Annotated in this window: 15 protein-coding genes; 10 read left to right on the forward strand and 5 right to left on the reverse strand. The window is 64.9% G+C overall.

The features are described from left to right. Nucleotides 1-23: 23 nt before the first annotated feature. The 8 genes from ACSQ23_RS11500 (at nt 24) to ACSQ23_RS11535 (ending at nt 11,798) form a co-directional block, all read left to right on the forward strand. Entirely contained in the window at nt 24-2,390 is a 2,367-nt protein-coding gene (locus ACSQ23_RS11500) for a transketolase (RefSeq protein WP_436090713.1), read from the forward strand. A 274-nt stretch (nt 2,391-2,664) separates the two neighbouring features. Continuing rightward, a complete protein-coding gene (locus ACSQ23_RS11505; protein WP_436090714.1) occupies nt 2,665-4,272 on the forward strand; it encodes a peptide ABC transporter substrate-binding protein in 1,608 nt (535 codons plus the stop codon). Nucleotides 4,273-4,460: 188 nt separating this feature from the next. After that, on the forward strand, nt 4,461-6,056 hold the full coding sequence (locus ACSQ23_RS11510; RefSeq protein WP_436090715.1) for a peptide ABC transporter substrate-binding protein: 1,596 nt from the start codon (nt 4,461-4,463) through the stop codon (nt 6,054-6,056). Nucleotides 6,057-6,112: 56 nt separating this feature from the next. After that, complete coding sequence (locus tag ACSQ23_RS11515; protein ID WP_436090716.1) at nt 6,113-7,882, forward strand: ABC transporter ATP-binding protein; 1,770 nt, start codon at nt 6,113-6,115, stop codon at nt 7,880-7,882. Nucleotides 7,883-7,895: 13 nt separating this feature from the next. Then, entirely contained in the window at nt 7,896-8,828 is a 933-nt protein-coding gene (locus ACSQ23_RS11520) for an ABC transporter permease (RefSeq protein WP_436090717.1), read from the forward strand. Further along, nucleotides 8,825-9,724, forward strand: a complete 900-nt coding sequence (locus ACSQ23_RS11525; protein WP_055996170.1) for an ABC transporter permease — start codon at nt 8,825-8,827, stop codon at nt 9,722-9,724. Before ACSQ23_RS11520 ends, ACSQ23_RS11525 begins: the two co-directional genes overlap by 4 nt. A gap of 1 nt (nt 9,725) precedes the next feature. Next, the gene (locus ACSQ23_RS11530; protein ID WP_436090718.1) at nt 9,726-10,931 is read left to right on the forward strand and encodes an aminotransferase class V-fold PLP-dependent enzyme; all 1,206 of its coding nucleotides are present in this window, start codon (nt 9,726-9,728) and stop codon (nt 10,929-10,931) included. Between the two features lie 60 nt (nt 10,932-10,991). Then, entirely contained in the window at nt 10,992-11,798 is an 807-nt protein-coding gene (locus tag ACSQ23_RS11535; RefSeq protein ID WP_436090719.1) for a FadR/GntR family transcriptional regulator, read from the forward strand. A gap of 31 nt (nt 11,799-11,829) precedes the next feature. On the opposite strand, the gene ACSQ23_RS11540 is transcribed toward ACSQ23_RS11535, so the two are convergent. Then, nucleotides 11,830-12,339 (reverse strand): HPP family protein, encoded by a 510-nt coding sequence (locus ACSQ23_RS11540; RefSeq protein ID WP_055878088.1) that lies wholly within the window; start codon nt 12,337-12,339, stop codon nt 11,830-11,832. A 145-nt stretch (nt 12,340-12,484) separates the two neighbouring features. Beyond that, on the reverse strand, nt 12,485-12,946 hold the full coding sequence (locus ACSQ23_RS11545; protein WP_436090720.1) for a YaiI/YqxD family protein: 462 nt from the start codon (nt 12,944-12,946) through the stop codon (nt 12,485-12,487). 79 nt (nt 12,947-13,025) lie between these two features. On the opposite strand from ACSQ23_RS11545, the gene ACSQ23_RS11550 reads away from it, so the two are divergent. Further along, nucleotides 13,026-13,463 (forward strand): hypothetical protein, encoded by a 438-nt coding sequence (locus tag ACSQ23_RS11550; RefSeq protein ID WP_436090721.1) that lies wholly within the window; start codon nt 13,026-13,028, stop codon nt 13,461-13,463. A gap of 9 nt (nt 13,464-13,472) precedes the next feature. Here ACSQ23_RS11550 and ACSQ23_RS11555 read toward each other — a convergent pair whose 3' ends face one another. Beyond that, a complete protein-coding gene (locus ACSQ23_RS11555; protein ID WP_055878093.1) occupies nt 13,473-13,847 on the reverse strand; it encodes a VOC family protein in 375 nt (124 codons plus the stop codon). Between the two features lie 101 nt (nt 13,848-13,948). Between ACSQ23_RS11555 and ACSQ23_RS11560 the strand changes: the two genes are divergently transcribed. Next, the gene (locus ACSQ23_RS11560; protein ID WP_436090722.1) at nt 13,949-14,398 is read left to right on the forward strand and encodes an L-2-amino-thiazoline-4-carboxylic acid hydrolase; all 450 of its coding nucleotides are present in this window, start codon (nt 13,949-13,951) and stop codon (nt 14,396-14,398) included. 10 nt (nt 14,399-14,408) lie between these two features. On the opposite strand, the gene ACSQ23_RS11565 is transcribed toward ACSQ23_RS11560, so the two are convergent. Together ACSQ23_RS11565 and ACSQ23_RS11570 are read right to left on the reverse strand one after the other, a co-directional pair. Further along, the gene (locus tag ACSQ23_RS11565; protein WP_436090723.1) at nt 14,409-14,765 is read right to left on the reverse strand and encodes a hypothetical protein; all 357 of its coding nucleotides are present in this window, start codon (nt 14,763-14,765) and stop codon (nt 14,409-14,411) included. A gap of 26 nt (nt 14,766-14,791) precedes the next feature. Beyond that, entirely contained in the window at nt 14,792-15,793 is a 1,002-nt protein-coding gene (locus ACSQ23_RS11570) for a P1 family peptidase (RefSeq protein WP_436090724.1), read from the reverse strand. Nucleotides 15,794-15,802 lie beyond the last annotated feature (9 nt).

Raw genomic sequence — 15,802 nt, forward strand, 5'->3', positions numbered from 1 at the left:
ATGTCAGACATTTGGGAGGGAACATGTCGACGGAGCGTATCGCCCTGATTGAGGCGCTGGCTGGCAAGGCCTTGTGGTTATCCAACTGGATGATCCACCATGCCAACCATCTCCGCCCCAACCCGGACGGGGTGAAGGTGGGTGGCCACCAGGCCTCCTCCGCCTCGATGACGGCGATCCTGTCGGCGCTGTATTTCGGCATTCTCAAACCCGAGGATCGCGTGGCGGTGAAGCCACACGCCGCGCCGGTGTTCCACGCCATCCAGTATCTGTTCGGCAAGCAGAGCCTCGACAAGCTCAAGGCGTTCCGCGGCTATGGCGGGGCGCAATCCTATCCGTCGCGCACCAAGGATACCGACGACGTCGATATCTCCACCGGCTCGGTCGGGCTCGGTGTCGCCTTCACCGCCTTCGCCTCGATGATCCAGGATTATGTGCGCGCCAAGCCATGGGCGAAAAAGCGCGCCGAGGGCAGGATGATCGCCCTGGTCGGCGATGCCGAGCTCGACGAGGGCAACGTCTACGAGTGCCTGCTCGAGGGCTGGAAGCACAGCCTCCGCAACACCTGGTGGATCATCGACTACAATCGCCAAAGCCTCGACGGCGTGGTGCGCGAGGGGCTCTACGACCGGATCGAGGCGATCTTCCGCGCCTTCGAGTGGAACGTCGTGACGCTCAAATATGGCGCCAAGCAACGCCGCGCCTTCGCCGAGCCCGGCGGCGAGCGGCTGCGCGACTGGATCGACGCCTGCCCCAATGCGCTCTACTCGGCGCTGATGTTCCGCGGCGGCGCCGCCTGGCGCGAGCGGCTCACCGACGAGATCGGCGATCAGGGCCCGGTCACCGCCCTGCTGGAGCGGCGCAGCGATGCCGAGCTGGCCGACCTGATGGCTAACCTCGGCGGCCACTGCATCGAGAGCCTGCTCGAGCAGTTCGAGGGCCAGACCACCGACAAGCCAACGGTGTTCATCGCCTATACCGTCAAGGGCTGGGGCACGCCACTGGCCGGCCACAAGGACAACCATGCCGGGCAGATGACCGGTGCCCAGATCGAGAGCCTCAAGGCCTCGATGCGGGTTCGCGATGGCCACGAGTGGGACCGCTTCGAGGGGCTGAAGCCGTCCGAGCGCCAGCTGCAGACCTTTCTCGATAACGTCCCCTTCAACACCACCAAGTCTCGACGGCTTTCCTCCCCAGCCGTCCCGGCGCTGGGACCGCAGTTCGTCGGTCCCGGCGCCACTTCTACGCAGACAGCATTCGGCAAGATCCTCGACGCCATCGCCAAGACCGACAGCGAGCTGGCGCGCCGCATCGTCACCACCTCGCCCGACGTCACCGTCTCGACCAACCTCGGCACCTGGGTGAACCGGCGGCACCTGTTCGCCAACCGGGAGATGGCCGACATCTTCCAGAAAGAACGCATCCCGAGCGCGCAGAAGTGGCAGTTCACGCCCGATGGCCAGCACATCGAGCTGGGCATCGCCGAAATGAACCTGTTCCTGCTGCTCGGCGCTGCGGGCCTCAGCCACTCATTGTTCGGCGAGCGGCTGCTGCCGATCGGCACGCTCTACGACCCGTTCATCGCCCGTGGCCTCGATGCGCTGAACTATGCCTGTTACCAGGATGCGCGGTTCCTGCTGGTCGCGACGCCCTCGGGCGTATCGCTGGCCGGTGAAGGCGGGGCGCACCAATCGGTCGGCACGCCCCTGATCGGCATGGCGCAGGATGGGCTGGCTTCGTTTGAACCGGCCTTTGCCGACGAGCTCTCGGTGATCATCGACTGGGGCTTTGACTATATGCAGCGCGATGGCAGCGACCGGGCTGATCTCGCCGACTGGCCGCGCGACGTCTCCGGTGGCTCGGTCTACCTCCGGCTCTCCACCCGCGCCATCGAGCAGCCGCCGCGCGAGGTGACGCCCGGGCTCGCCAGCGACATCATTCGCGGCGCCTATTGGCTGGTGCCGCCGACGCCGAATTGCGAGGCGATCATCGCCTACCAGGGTGTGCTGGCCAGCGAAGCGATTACCGCAGCCGGGATGATCGGCGGCGAGCGGCGCAACGTCGCCGTGCTGGCCGTCACCTCGGCCGATCGGCTCAATGCCGGCTGGCATGGCGCGCAGCGGGCGCGCCTGCATGGCGATCGCGACGCCACCTGCCATATCGAGAATTTGCTCGCCGACGCGCCGGATAGCGCGGCTCTGGTCACCGCCATCGACGGGCATCCGGCGACGCTGGGCTGGCTGGGCAGCGTGCGGGGTCACCGCGCCATTACGCTGGGGGTCGAGCACTTCGGCCAGACCGGCACGGTGACCGATCTCTACCGACATTTCGGCATCGACGCGGCGGCCATCGCCAACGCGGCACAAAGCCTGTTCGGGGGCCGGAGATGAGCCCGTTCGGCATGCTGAACGGCATCACGGCAAAACTATGCCAACCTTGTCATTGGCGGGCCACAAACGGCTTGCCAAGCCAATCTGGAGTTGTCAGACATATGTCATAAGGCCGATTGCGAGGGGAAATGCAGTCGGCCAATGAACCGGTTCCGGGCGGGGCGTCTATGCCCGGAAACCGCTCATGCGAGGCCCGTTCGGACAGCGGTTCGCCGAGGTTCGGCCGGGGCACAGGGGACGTCAAGCAGTAGCTCTGCAACAAGGAGGGAGCTCTATGAACGCGTTGCTGAAATTTGTCGGCGCGGTCGCGCTGGCCGCGGGATTGACCGCCGTGCCAGCGTTGGCGCAGACAAAACTCACCGTACCGGGTGGATCCACCACCGGCACGTATATGGACTACATGAAGACGGTCTACGCGCGCGCTTCCGGCGCCGAGCTGCTGCAGGAGCCGCTGACCAGCTTCGACAACGAATACCAGCTCACGCCGCTGGCCGCGACCAGCTGGGAGCAGTCTACCGATGGCCTGACCTGGACCTTCCACCTGCGTGACGGCATGAAGTGGAGCGACGGGGCTCCGGTCACCGCGAACGACTACATCTTCGCCCTGCAGCGCGCCGCCACCACCGGCTACGATTTCGCCTGGTACTGGAGCTTTGCCTCGGGGATCAAGAACTGGGACGACGTGTCGGCCGGCAAGGCAGACGTTTCGACCCTCGGCCTCAAGGCCGTCGACGACAAGACTATCGAAGTCACCACCGCGGCGCCCAAGCCCTACCTGCCGGGCGTGGTTTCGCTGTGGTACCCGGTGCCCAAACACCAGTTCGACAAGTTCGGCGATGACTGGGCGAGCAACGTCGCCAATGTCCTCTCGTCGGGTCCGTTCCTGCTCAAGTCCTGGGAGAAGTCGAACAACTCGGTCGTCCTCGTCAAGAACCCCGACTATAACGGTCCGTGGGTGGCGCAGGTCGACGAGCTGACCGTCGATCCGTCGGTGGGCCTGCCGGAAGTCGGCATGCCGGCCTTCCTCGCCGGCGATCTCGCCTATACCACGCTCAATGCCGGCCAGATCCCGGTGGTGAAGCAGCGCTTCCCGGACTCGATCCGCACCGAGGCGGTGTTTGCCACGTCCTACCTCGCCTTCGATCTCGAAAAGGCGCCGTTCGACAATGCCGACGTCCGCAAGGCGCTCTACTACGCCGTCAACCGCGACGAGCTGACCGCCACCGTGCTCAAGGACATCGCCATCCCGGCGCACTCGATCCTGGCGCCCGGCTACCCTGGCTACAGCGACAAGGTCGCGGCGCAGGCCGTGTTCGACCCCGCCAAGGCCAAGGAACTGCTGGCCAAGGCCGGCTACCCGAACGGCGAGGGCTTCCCGACCATCGAAGTCTGGTTCCGCGAGGAAGGCGGCTATAACGGCGCGATCCTCCCCGCCATGGCTCAGTACCTGCAGGCCCAGTTCAAGGACATTCTCGGAATCACCATGAATATCAAGGTGATGCCGGGCAAGGACTGGATGGAGGGCATGCTCGCCCGCAAGAACAACATCTACCTGGCGCCCTACGAGTACGACTATCTCGACCCGTCGAACTTCTATGGCCTGTTCTACAATGGTGGCCGTCACAGCTACCACGTGGCCGAATACGACAAGCTCGTCGCCGAGGCCGACAAGAACCCGGTCTGGGAGGAGCGCTTCAAGCTCTACGAGCAGGCTGAACAGGTGATGATCGATCAGGGGCTCATCGTGCCGCTGGTGCACCCGGTCATCACTGCCGCCGTCAGCGAGGACATCACCGGTCCGGGCGTCACGCCCAACTCGCGCGGCTTCACCCCGCTGGGGCGTATCGGTAACTTCCTCTACTCGCACATCTCGGTGAAGTAGCAGAACTCGCGTTCCCCGGCTTCGGCCGGGGAACGTCTCGGGCCCCGTACCCGCGACGCGAGAGGACCTGTGACATCCCACAACGGGAGCGCAGGAGGACGTCGCAAGAAGCACTCCGAGGGCCGCCGCACGGGGCGTGCACGCCCTGGCTCATCGGATCCTGTGCACAAATACTTGAGGAGAGTGGATTGAATTTGCTGCTGAAATTGGCAGGATCGATAGCGCTGGCGGCAAGTATGGCCGTGCCGGCGCTGGCCCAGACCGTGACTGTCCCCGGACAGTCCACGACGGCCACCTATATGGATTACATGAAAACTGTTTATGCCCGCGCCGCCGGCTCGGACATGATCCAGATCGGCCTGACCGCCTTCGACAAGGACTTCAACCTTACCCCGATCGCGGCGGAGAGCTGGTCGCAGTCGGCCGATGGCCTGACCTGGACGTTCAAGATCCGGCCCGAGCTCAACTGGAGCGACGGCGAACCGCTGACGGCTGAAGATTTCGTCTTCGCGCTGCAGCATGCGGCCACCACCGGCTACGACTTTGCCTGGTACTGGAGCTTTGCCGGCGGCATCAAGAACTGGGACGACGTGACGGCCGGCAAGGCTGACGTAACGACCCTCGGCCTCAAGGCCGTCGATGACAAGACGCTCGAAGTCACCACCACGGCGCCGAAGCCCTACCTGCCGAGCGTCGTATCGCTCTGGTACCCGGTGCCCAAGCACCAGTTCGACAAGTTCGGCGAAGAATGGTCGACCAATGTCGAGACTATCGTCTCGTCGGGTCCCTGGGTGGTGAAGGAGTGGGTGAAGTCCAACAACACCGTCACGCTCGCCAGGAACCCCGACTACAAGGGCCCCTGGATGCCCGAGATCGATGAAGTCGTGCTCGACTCCTCGCTCGGCCTGCCGGAGGTGGGCGTGCCCGCCTTCCTCGCCGGGGACGTCGACATGACCTCGCTGAATACCGGCCAGGTGGCGATGATGCGGCAGCGTTATGCCGACCAGATCCACACCAACCCGGTGTTCTCGACCAACTATATCTCGTTCGATCTCGACAAGGCGCCGTTCGACAATGTCGACGTCCGCAAGGCGCTCTACTACGCCATCAACCGTGACGAGCTGACCTCGACCGTCCTCAAGGATATCGCCATCCCTGCCCATTCGATCCTGCCGCCCGGCTTCCCCGGCTACAGCGAGAATGTCGCCAAGCAAGCGGTATTCGACCCTGAGAAGGCCAAGGAATTGCTGGCCAAGGCCGGCTACCCTGATGGCAAAGGCTTCCCTGACATCGAGATCTGGTTCCGCGAGGAAGGCGGCTATAACGGCGCGATCCTGCCGCCGATGGCGCAGTACCTGCAGTCGCAGTTCAAGCAGATCCTCGGGATCACCATGAACATCAAGGTGATGCCGGGCAAGGACTGGATGGAAGGCATGCTGGCGCGCAAGAACAATATCTATCTGGCGCCCTACGAGTACGACTACCTCGACCCGTCGAACTTCTATGGCCTGTTCTACAATGGCGGCCGGCACAGCTACCACATCGCGGCCTATGACGACCTAGTCAAGCAGGCCGACTCCGCCCCGACCTGGGACGAGCGCGTGAAGCTCTACGAACAGGCCGAGCAGGTGATGATCGACCAGGGGCTGATCGTGCCGCTGACCCATCCAATCACCATGAACGTCGTGTCCGCCAAGCTCGGTGGCGATGCCATGACGCCCAACAAGCAGGGCTTCTACCCCAACTGGTCGGGTTACGTTTACACCCACCTGACCAAGAACTAGTCGCGAAAACCAGTGCTCCCGGCCGGTGGCCGGGGGCACCCAGTTCGGAACAGCGCATGACTCTCGTAAATATCAAAGGCCTGAAGGTCAGCTTCCGTCAGCATGGCGGCCAGATCGACGCGGTACGCGGCGTCGATATCCAGCTTGCGGAAGGCGAAAGCCTGGGCATCGTCGGAGAGTCCGGTTCGGGCAAGTCCGTCTCGTGCCTGGCGCTGATGCGGCTGTTGCCCAACACGGCGACCATCACTGCCGACCGGCTCGAGCTCGATGGGGTCGACGTGCTGAAAGCCAAGCCGCGCCAGATGTCGGCGCTGCGCGGCAAGATTGCCGCGCTGATCTTCCAGGATCCGGCCACGGCGTTCGATCCGGTGTTCACCATCGGCCACCAGATGGTCGAAACGATCCGCACGCATCGCGATGTCACCAAGGAGACGGCGCTGGCCGAGGCCGAGCAGCTGCTGCTCAAGGTCGAGATCAAGAACGCCAGGGATGTGCTGAACTATTACCCGCACCAGCTTTCCGGCGGCATGCTGCAGCGCGCGATGATCGCCATGGCGCTCAGCTGCCGGCCCAAGGTGCTGATTGCGGACGAGCCGACCACGGCGCTCGACGTCACCATCCAGGCGCAGATCCTGCAGCTCATCAAGGGCCTGCAGGCCGAGATGGGCATGGCGCTGATCATGATCACCCATGACCTCGGCGTCGTCGCCGAAACCGTCGAGCGCGTCGTCGTCATGTACGGTGGGCGGGTGATGGAAGAAGGTACCGTCGACCAGATCTTCGACACCCCCAAGCACAGCTACACCCAGTCGCTGCTGGCGAGCCTCAGGGCCGGCGAATCGCGGCGGGCCGAGCCGGGCACCGGCGAGCCGATCGCCCCTGCCCTCGAGCTGCGCAATCTCTCCAAGGTCTATGCGCTCCGTCGCCGCGGCCGGATCTTTTCGACCTATGTCGACTTCCCGGCGGTGCGCGGGGTCAATCTCGTCTTGCCGCGCAACAAGATCGTCGGCCTCGTCGGCGAGTCCGGTTCGGGCAAGTCGACCACCGGCATGATGGCGATGCGGCTGCTGGAGCCGACCGCCGGACAGATCTTCGTCGATGGCACCGATATCTCGAAGCTCGACGTCACCGCGCTCAAGGCGTTCCGCCGGCGCATGCAGGTGGTGTTCCAGGACAGCTACTCGGCCCTTGATCCGATGATGACGCTGAGCCAGATCATCGCCGAGCCGCTCAACATCCACGGCGTGAAGAGCTCGCGCGAGCAAACCGAGGAAGCGCTGAGCTGGCTGGAGCGCGTCGGCATGGACCGCAGCTTCGGCAACCGCTACCCGCACGAGCTGTCGGGTGGCCAGCGGCAGCGCGTCGCCATTGCCCGGGCGCTGATCCTCGGGCCCTCGGTGCTGGTCGCGGACGAGCCGACCTCGGCGCTCGACGTTACCGTCAAGGCCCAGATCATCGGGCTGCTCAAAAGCCTGCAGAAGCAGATGGGCCTCTCGATGCTGTTCATCAGCCATGACCTCAGCGTCGTGCGCTCGCTGACCGACAGCGTGGTGGTGATGTACAAGGGCCGGGTGGTCGAACAGGCGCCGACGGCCAATATCTTCGCCAACCCGCGCCACCCCTACACGCGCTCGCTGCTCGATGCGATCCCGGTCACCAACCCGAGGGATCGCCGCGAGCGTTCTTTCGTCACCGCCGACGACATCGCCGCTGGCACGCCGCGCCTGGCGCGCTCCAGCCTCGCGGCGGAAGCGACGGCCGGCGACATTCCGCAGCTCGTGAGCGTGGCCCCAGGCCACCTCGTCGAAGCCATCGTCACCAACTGATGGAGGTCCGGGCATGATTGTCTATCTCATCAAACGCCTGCTCTCGGTCGCCGTGACCTTCTTCATCGTTTCGCTGGTCATCTTCCTGATGATGCACGCGGTGCCGGGCGGTCCGTTCACCGAAAAGGACATGCCGCTCTCCGCGGCGGTCAAGGCTGCGCTCAATGCCAGGCTGGGCCTCGATCAGCCGCTCTGGGTCCAGTACACCAACTACATGGCCGGCGTGCTGCAGGGAAACTGGGGTGTTCCCTACCAGTCGCCGGGCGAGACCGTGATCAGCCTGTTGCAGCAGGCCTGGGTGCCCAGCCTGATCCTTGGCGGTTCCGGCGTCATCATCGGCGCCGCCCTCGGTATCCTGATCGGGATGGCGGCGGCGCTGAAGCGCAACAGCTGGATCGACTACCTCGCCTCGACGCTGTCGGTGCTCGGCCTAACCATCCCGGTGTTCGTCATCTCGATGCTGCTGATCCTGATCTTTGCGGTCTGGCTCAACTGGCTGCCGGCCAGCGGCTGGGGCAAACCAGAACGGTGGATCCTGCCGATCATCGCTTACGCCGCGATCCCGCTCGCCACCTATGCCCGCTATACGCGCTCGGCCATGCTCGACACGCTCAACCGGCCGTTCGTTACGGCACTCCGTGCCAAGGGGCTGAGCGAGCGGCGGATCATCTTCCAGCACGTCCTGCGCAACTCGGCCATCCCGATGGTCACGGTGTTCCTGCCGATGTTCATGGGTACGGCCACCGGCTCGATCTTCGTCGAGGCGATGTTCCGTATCCCCGGGCTCGGCAGCTACTTCGTCTCCTCCATCGAGAACCGCGACTATCCGCTCGAGATGGCGCTGGTGCTGATGTTCACCATCGGAATCTGTTTCGCCTACCTGATTTCCGATATCGCCTACGCGTGGCTCAATCCGCGCATCCGTCTCGGAGATGACGCGAAATGACCACCGACATCGAAACCGGCGCGCTCGCCGTACCCCCCGCGCACACCCAGCATAGCCCGGCCTACTTCGCCTGGCGGCGCTTTGCCGCCAACAAGGCGGCGGTGACCGGCGGCATCGTGCTCGGGATCATCATCCTCGCCGCGATCTTTGCGCCGCTGTTCACCAAGAGCGCTCCAGACGCCCAGCTCTACCTGACGCAGTCGCTGGCTTTCCCGTCGGCCGAGTTCTGGTTCGGCGTCGACGATCTCGGACGCGACTTCTTCACCCGTATCGTCTACGGCGCCCGGGTGTCGCTGCTGATCGGCTTTGCCGCCGCCACCTGTAGCCTGTTGATCGGGATCCCGATCGGCGCCATCGCCGGCTATTTCGGCGGCCGCGTCGACTGGTTCATCATGCGCGTCATCGAGATCTTCTCGGTGGTGCCGCCGCTGCTGGCAGCCATGCTGCTGGGGGCGCTGGCCGGCGGTGGCTTCTTCACCATCATCGTGGTGGCCTCGCTGTTCGGCTGGTTCGGCGTCTGCCTCCTGGTCCGGGCCCAGGTGAAGTCGTTCCGCGAGAAGGAGTTCGTGCGGGCGGCGCAGGCGCTTGGCGCCTCGCCCTGGTACATCCTCCGCCGCCACGTGATCCCCAACTCGCTGTCGCCGATCATCGTCGGGTTCGTGCTGTCGGTGCCGGGCGCCATGATGCTCGAGGCCAGCCTCAGCTTCCTCGGCATCGGCGTGGCGCCGCCAACCCCGAGCTGGGGCCAGATGATCAATGTCGGTATCAACTTCATGTTCTTTTACTGGCACATGGCCGTGTTCCCCACGGCTGCCCTCGCCATCACCGTGCTCGCCACGACGCTGTTCGGCGACGGTCTGCGCGATGCACTCGATCCCACACTGAAAGGCCGCTGACTTGTCCTCCAATCTCGCGCGACACTTCCTCCTCCGGGACGATGTCGTTTTCCTGAACCATGGCTCTTTCGGCGCCTGCCCGCGTCCGGTGTTCGAGACCTACCAGGCCTGGCAGCTCGAGCTGGAACGGCAGCCGGTGGCCTTCCTCGGCCGCGACCTCAGCGAACGCACCAAGGTGCCCCGCGTGGCGCTCTCGGCATTTCTCGGCACGACCTCGGAGAACATCGTCGGGCTGGTCAACGCCACCGAAGGGCTCAACATCGTCGCCCAGTCGCTCGACCTAAGGGAAGGCGACGAGATCCTGACGACCGATCACGAGTATTCGGCGCTGGAAAAGACCTGGGCCTATGTGGCGCGCCGCACCGGCGCCAAGATCGTCACGGTCAAGGTGCCGATGCCACTGGTGTCGGAAGCGGCGTTCACCAACACGCTGGTCGAGGCGATGAACGAGCGCACCAAGGTGCTGTTCCTCAGCCACATCACCTCGCCGACGGCGCTGCGCTTCCCGATCGAGCGGCCGATTGCCGAAGCCCGCAAGCGCGGCATCTGGACGGTGATCGACGGCGCCCACACCCCTGGCCATATCCCGCTGAACCTCGATGCGATGGGCGTCGATTTCTACTCGGGCAATTGCCACAAGTGGCTGATGACGCCCAAAGGCTCGGCGTTCCTCTATGTCCGGCCGGAGCTGCAGGGCCTGATCAATCCGCTGGTGATCAGCCACGGCTGGACCGCCGAGTCAAAACTCCCCGACGCCAAGGGCGCCTTCGGCAACTCGCCGTTCATCGACGAGCTGGAGATGCAAGGAACGCGCGACCCAGCGGCCTGGTTGAGCGTGCCGTCGGCGATCAAGTTCCGTGAGGACCATGACTGGACCCGCGTGGCGGCAGACTGCCGCGAGCTGGCGCAGGAAACGGCGCGGCGCCTGCAAGCGCTGACGGGTCTAGAACCGCTCAGCAGCCCGGAGTTCTGCGCGCCGCAGATGGTGGCGATGCCGGTCCCCGAGTTCGAACCGGCGGAGTTCTCCAAGGAGCTGATGGCGCGATACGCGATCGAGATCCCGGTATTCAAGTGGCAGGACCACCACATCGTCCGGGTTTCGGTGCAGGGCTACAACTCGAAGGCGCAGATGGACATCCTCATCGGCGCATTGACGGAGATGCTGGATTTGCAGGGCAAACCGGAGCTGGCACGTCAGCATGGCTGACAAAACCGCCGAATTGTGATGGTGGTGCCGGCACGGCCATTCGGGCCGGGAGGAACAGGCGTGGCGCAGGACGGAGTACTGAGCTACCTCGAACCGCTGGAGACGCGGACGCGCGGCGTTGCCGTGCTGGATGCGCTCGCCGAAATGATCGAGCGGGCCGGGCTGAGCGTCGGCGATCGGCTGCCGCCGGAAGTCTCGCTGGCGACCACCCTCGGGGTCGGCCGTTCCACCATCCGCGAGGCGCTGAACCGCTGGGAGGGCCTCGGCATCATCCGCCGTCGGCGTGGCGATGGCACCTACCTCGCGGCCAAGGTGCGCACCTCACGCGGGCTCGCGCCGACGATGATCCGCTTCGAGGGCGAGGCCCTGCTCCGCCTGGTCGAGGTCCGCCGGGCGCTCGAGAACGAGGTGGTGCGTAAGGCGACGGTCAACGCCACCAAGGCGCAGCGGGCGGAAATCTCGCGGCTCTGCGACGTGCTGCTGGCCGATGTCGCGGCGCGCCGCAACTGGCACAAGGCGGACGCCGCTTTCCACGGCGCCATCTACGAGGCGTCCGGGAACCCGATGTTCGGCGAGATCCTGCACAAGCTCGACGAGGCGTTGGAGCGATCCAACGAGTCGCCGTTCGGCCGTGACGATTTCGGCCTCGACTCGTTCCCGCCGCATCGCGACCTCGCCGATGCGATCGTCGCCGCCGACCCGGCCCAGGCCGTGGCAGCAATCAATGATGTGCTGGACAAGGTGCGCGACGAGATCGAGATGATCATCGACACCGGAGCGTTTTCAGGAAAAGTTGCAGACTTTTCCGGTTCGAAAGCGCGACAAATCAATGGGTTGAAGCACATTACCGCTTCAACGAAGCGGTAATGTGCTTCGGGTTGTTGGGGGTTGAGGCGGCTCAGCCCGGCCGGGTCGGACGGCGCGGGTAAGTCACCCGCGGCGGCAGCTGGTGGTGCACCACGGCCACCGCGACGAGGCAGGCGGCGCCCGCCACGACCACGAGGAACAGCGTATCCATCGGCATGTGGGTAGAGAACGCCACCAGCGGCACCGCACCCGCCGGCGGATGTGTGACGCGCAGCAGCAGCATCGCAGCGATCACCAGACCAACGGCGATGGTGGCCACCCACCAGGCTGACGGCAGCAGCGCGAAGATCGCCACGCTGATCACGGCTGCCACCAGATAGCCACCGAAAATGTTGGCGGGCTGCGCCAGCGGGCTCTCGGCCTGCCCGAACAGCAGCACGGCGGTCGCGCCGAACGGCGCCAACAGCATCGGCAGCCCGGTCCAGGCGGCCAGCCCACCCACCAGGGTCATCGCCACCACAGCGCCGGTGCCGGATTTCAAGTGCGCCAAAGTCTGGCCGCGCGGCTCGTGCCGGTGGATGAAATCGAGAAGACGGCTCAAGTGAGAATACTCGGGCAGGAAAACGGTGCACGTTTGAAGCGCAGTTTGCTGCTCAATTCAAGGGCATACCGCCCAAACTTAAGGCTGATATGGGAACTTCTATCTCAGGCGCGGCCATAGCAGTCCAGCGAAAGCTGGTCCTGCCTCACTCACCCTGCCGCTTGGCGCGCTGCACCGCGGCATCGAACGCATGGAGGAAGTTGGAGCGATCCTTGGCGGTAAAGCCGGCATTGTAACCCTTGCTCTCGCCGGTCTCGCGCAGATGCTGGTTCAGCTCACGCATCGCCAGCGCCATGCCAATCGAGTGCTCGGTGAATGGCTTGCCGGTCGGCCCGAGCACCACTGCGCCTTTTTTCAGCGCCCGGCTGGCCAGCGGAATGTCCGACGTGATCACCAGGTCGCCGGCGCCCGCATGCTCGACGATCCAATCGTCCGCGGCATCGGCGCCCTGTGGCACCATGACGTTGCGCACCATGGGGTCGCGCGATGGCCGCAGCCCGAAATTGGCGACGAAAGTGGTCACCATGCCGTGCCGCTCGGCGACGCGCAGCACCTCGTCCTTCACCGGACAGGCATCGGCATCCACAAAGATCTGCGCTACAGCCAAACTTGACGACTCCGCTGCAATCGCGCCGCAATGACGGCGCACCCATGCCATGACAATAGCAACGACACCGGATTCGCCGATGCGCCTTTTGCCGCTCTCTCTCCTCCTCGTCCTGCCCCTGTTGGCCGCCTGCAACAACGACAGCACGCCCAAGGCGCCTTCGGCCGAAGCGCCTGCCGCTGCTGTCACGCCCGCCAAAGCGCCGGCCACGGGCAAGACACCCGCCGGACCGGCCGCCACAGCGAAACTTCCGCCCGGCGCTCGCCCGCTGATCGGCAGTTGGGCGGCGCTCGATTGCACCGACAAGACCGGCCTGACGGTGGTGTCGGCAAGCAAGTTCTCGGCCGGCGGCAAGAGCTGCGACATCGCGCTCAACGACAACAAGGACGGCACCTTCAGCGCCACCTGCAACAAACAGGACCTGAAGCTGACGCCGATCTTCGGGCCGGCCGGCGAAGGCATCCGCATCGCCGTGGGCGACGCCAAGTCGAGCACGGTGTTCCGCTGCTCGAAATAGCCTGACGCTCTACATGCCCTGAACGAAGCCGAGAATGTTGCCCTCGCTGTCCTTGGCCCAGGCGTTTTTCACGGGGCCAAAGCTGGCGACGCCGTTCTCGGTCTTCAAATCCGGCAAGTCGTAGTCGAGGAACGTGACCCCCTTGCCGCGCATGTCCCGCATGTCGGCGTCGAGATCGACCGTGTCGAACGACAGCATGGTGTGCTCGGCCGTGCCGGCAAAATCCGACTTGTAGAGGAAGGCCTGGACACCGTTGAGCTCATAGTTGGCGCCGTTCTCATCCTGCCTGGCAGGCGCGATCCCCAGCTTGTCCCGATACCAGGCCACTGCCCGCTCGACGTTGTGGGCGGGGATCATGGCGGTTGCTCTGCTTTGCGCGTTCATCGCGTCCTCCATCGTTGTCGAAGTGGCAAACGCATCAGACCGGCCGGGGTTTCCTGCTCCGGACGATCCTGCCATCATCGCATGACGCCGGAGAGCTGCCCATGACCCCATTCGAACGCATCACCACCGAGGTCCGGGCCCAGATTCCACTGGTCCGCGCCATGGAGGCCGCGCTCGGCAAGGAACGGGCGCATGCGTTGGTGCGGGGCGCGCTCGATAAGGCCAACCGCGCCATCGTCGCGCAGCGCGGCTCCTTGCTCGATATCCCCACCCTCGCCACAGAGTTTGCCGGCTTCGGCGAAGGGGTGCGCTACGAGTTCGAAACACTGGAGCAGACCGATACGCTGCTGCGTAACCAGGTCAACCACTGCGACTACGCCGAGTTCATGGAACAGATCGGCGCCCGCGACCTCGGTGAGCTGTTGATCTGCAACGGCGATTTCGCCATGGCCGACGAGCTCGGGCTGAAGCTCGAACGCAGTAAGACCTGCATGAACGGCGATGGCATGTGCGATTTCTGCTACCACGTGAAGGCAGCGCCGGCGGCATGAGCCTCGTGGCTCAGCGCACCTGTTCGACGTCCACCCAGATGTAACCGCGAGCCTGCAGCTTCACCAGACCAATGCGGGCATACTCCATGCCCTGGTTGGCCTTGGCTTCGAGGTCTTGGAGCAGCCCGTTGATAGAGTCTCGAGCGCCGGCCTTGGCATAGAGTTCGAAAGCGCGGACATAGTCCCGCTTCACGCATTTCACGCCAGGCCAGCCACCGCGGCTATAGAGGTTTCCGGCAGCGACCATCTGCTTGGGGCCTTTCTCAGCCTCGGCAATGATGCGTTCGCACTGTTGCTTGGGTGTTTCTTCCGCGAAGGCGGGCCCAGCGAGCGCCGACAAGATCAGCGCAGCAAACAGATATTTCATGTCCAACAAGCCCCACGCGCCGGATGTTATCCCCAGCGCTCCCGCCAAGTGGGTACCACATCATTTTCGGCTGCGCTCGCGGAATAGATGGCCCGCGCCATGGCTCTACTGAGGCAGACCGCCGCCGCGTGGCCGAGTTGCAGAGCATTCAGCACCGGCGTGGTAATCGGCTTTGCGCCGGTCGATACGGAAAAGATCAGGTCGCCGTCGACCTGGGTGTGAGCCGGGCTGGCGCCGCGGGCGATGCCGTCCTGGGCCGCCACGGCGAGGCGCTTCAGCTGCGCCTTGCTGAGGTCGGCATCGGTCGCGACGATGGCGATGGTGGTGTTGGAGATCGGTGTCACCCAGTCGCGCTTCGAGCGTGCGGTTTGTTCGAATGGCAGCGGCCCGGGCAGCGGGCCGAGGCCGCCGAACTCTCCATCCACCTCGAACGGCGCGGCCCAGAAATGCTTGCTGTCGCCCATGGTGACGCTGCCCGTCGGGTTCGCCACCACCAGCGCCCCGACGGTGAAACCGCCGGGGATCACCAGCGACGCTGACCCGAGCCCGCCCTTGAGGTTGGCCGTCAGTGCCCCAACGCCGGCGCCGACGGTGCCCAGGGCGAAGTCCTCGCCGGCATTGGCGAGCGCCTGAGCGCCAAGCGCCCGATAGGGGTTCTCGTCCCAGTCCTTGTCGCCATTGTTGAGCAGGTCGAAGATGATGGCGCCAGGAACGATCGGCACCGTCGCTTTCTCCACCCGGAAACCGCGACCGAGCTTGCGCAGCCCATCGGTGACGCCGGATGCGGCGTCGAGCCCGAAGGCCGAGCCGCCCGAAAGCACAAGCGCGTCGATGTCCTCGACCAGCTTGTCCGGGGCCAGCAGTTCCGTCTCGCGCGAGCCGGGCGAGCCACCCATCACATCGACCGAGGCGCGGAACGGTTTGTCCGCCACCAGCACGGTGGTGCCGGTCTTGATCCGATGGTCTTCGGAATTGCCGACCCGCAGGCCGGCGACGTCAGTGATCAGGTTGCGCGGTCCGGGTTGCATCCGGGCTCC

Source organism: Devosia sp. LjRoot16 (assembly GCF_964252795.1).
Classification (GTDB): Bacteria; Pseudomonadota; Alphaproteobacteria; order Rhizobiales; family Devosiaceae; genus Devosia_A.

Excerpts from the sequence above, each read along its gene's own strand:
- ACSQ23_RS11500 (WP_436090713.1), top strand. The coding sequence starts at position 24 with ATGTCGACGGAGCGTATCGCCCTGATTGAGGCGCTGGCTGGCAAGGCC.
- ACSQ23_RS11505 (WP_436090714.1), top strand. The coding sequence starts at position 2,665 with ATGAACGCGTTGCTGAAATTTGTCGGCGCGGTCGCGCTGGCCGCGGGA.
- ACSQ23_RS11515 (WP_436090716.1), top strand. The coding sequence starts at position 6,113 with ATGACTCTCGTAAATATCAAAGGCCTGAAGGTCAGCTTCCGTCAGCAT.
- ACSQ23_RS11520 (WP_436090717.1), top strand. The coding sequence starts at position 7,896 with ATGATTGTCTATCTCATCAAACGCCTGCTCTCGGTCGCCGTGACCTTC.
- ACSQ23_RS11525 (WP_055996170.1), top strand. The coding sequence starts at position 8,825 with ATGACCACCGACATCGAAACCGGCGCGCTCGCCGTACCCCCCGCGCAC.
- ACSQ23_RS11550 (WP_436090721.1), top strand. The coding sequence starts at position 13,026 with ATGCGCCTTTTGCCGCTCTCTCTCCTCCTCGTCCTGCCCCTGTTGGCC.
- ACSQ23_RS11555 (WP_055878093.1), bottom strand. The coding sequence starts at position 13,847 with ATGAACGCGCAAAGCAGAGCAACCGCCATGATCCCCGCCCACAACGTC.
- ACSQ23_RS11560 (WP_436090722.1), top strand. The coding sequence starts at position 13,949 with ATGACCCCATTCGAACGCATCACCACCGAGGTCCGGGCCCAGATTCCA.
- ACSQ23_RS11565 (WP_436090723.1), bottom strand. The coding sequence starts at position 14,765 with ATGAAATATCTGTTTGCTGCGCTGATCTTGTCGGCGCTCGCTGGGCCC.
- ACSQ23_RS11570 (WP_436090724.1), bottom strand. The coding sequence starts at position 15,793 with ATGCAACCCGGACCGCGCAACCTGATCACTGACGTCGCCGGCCTGCGG.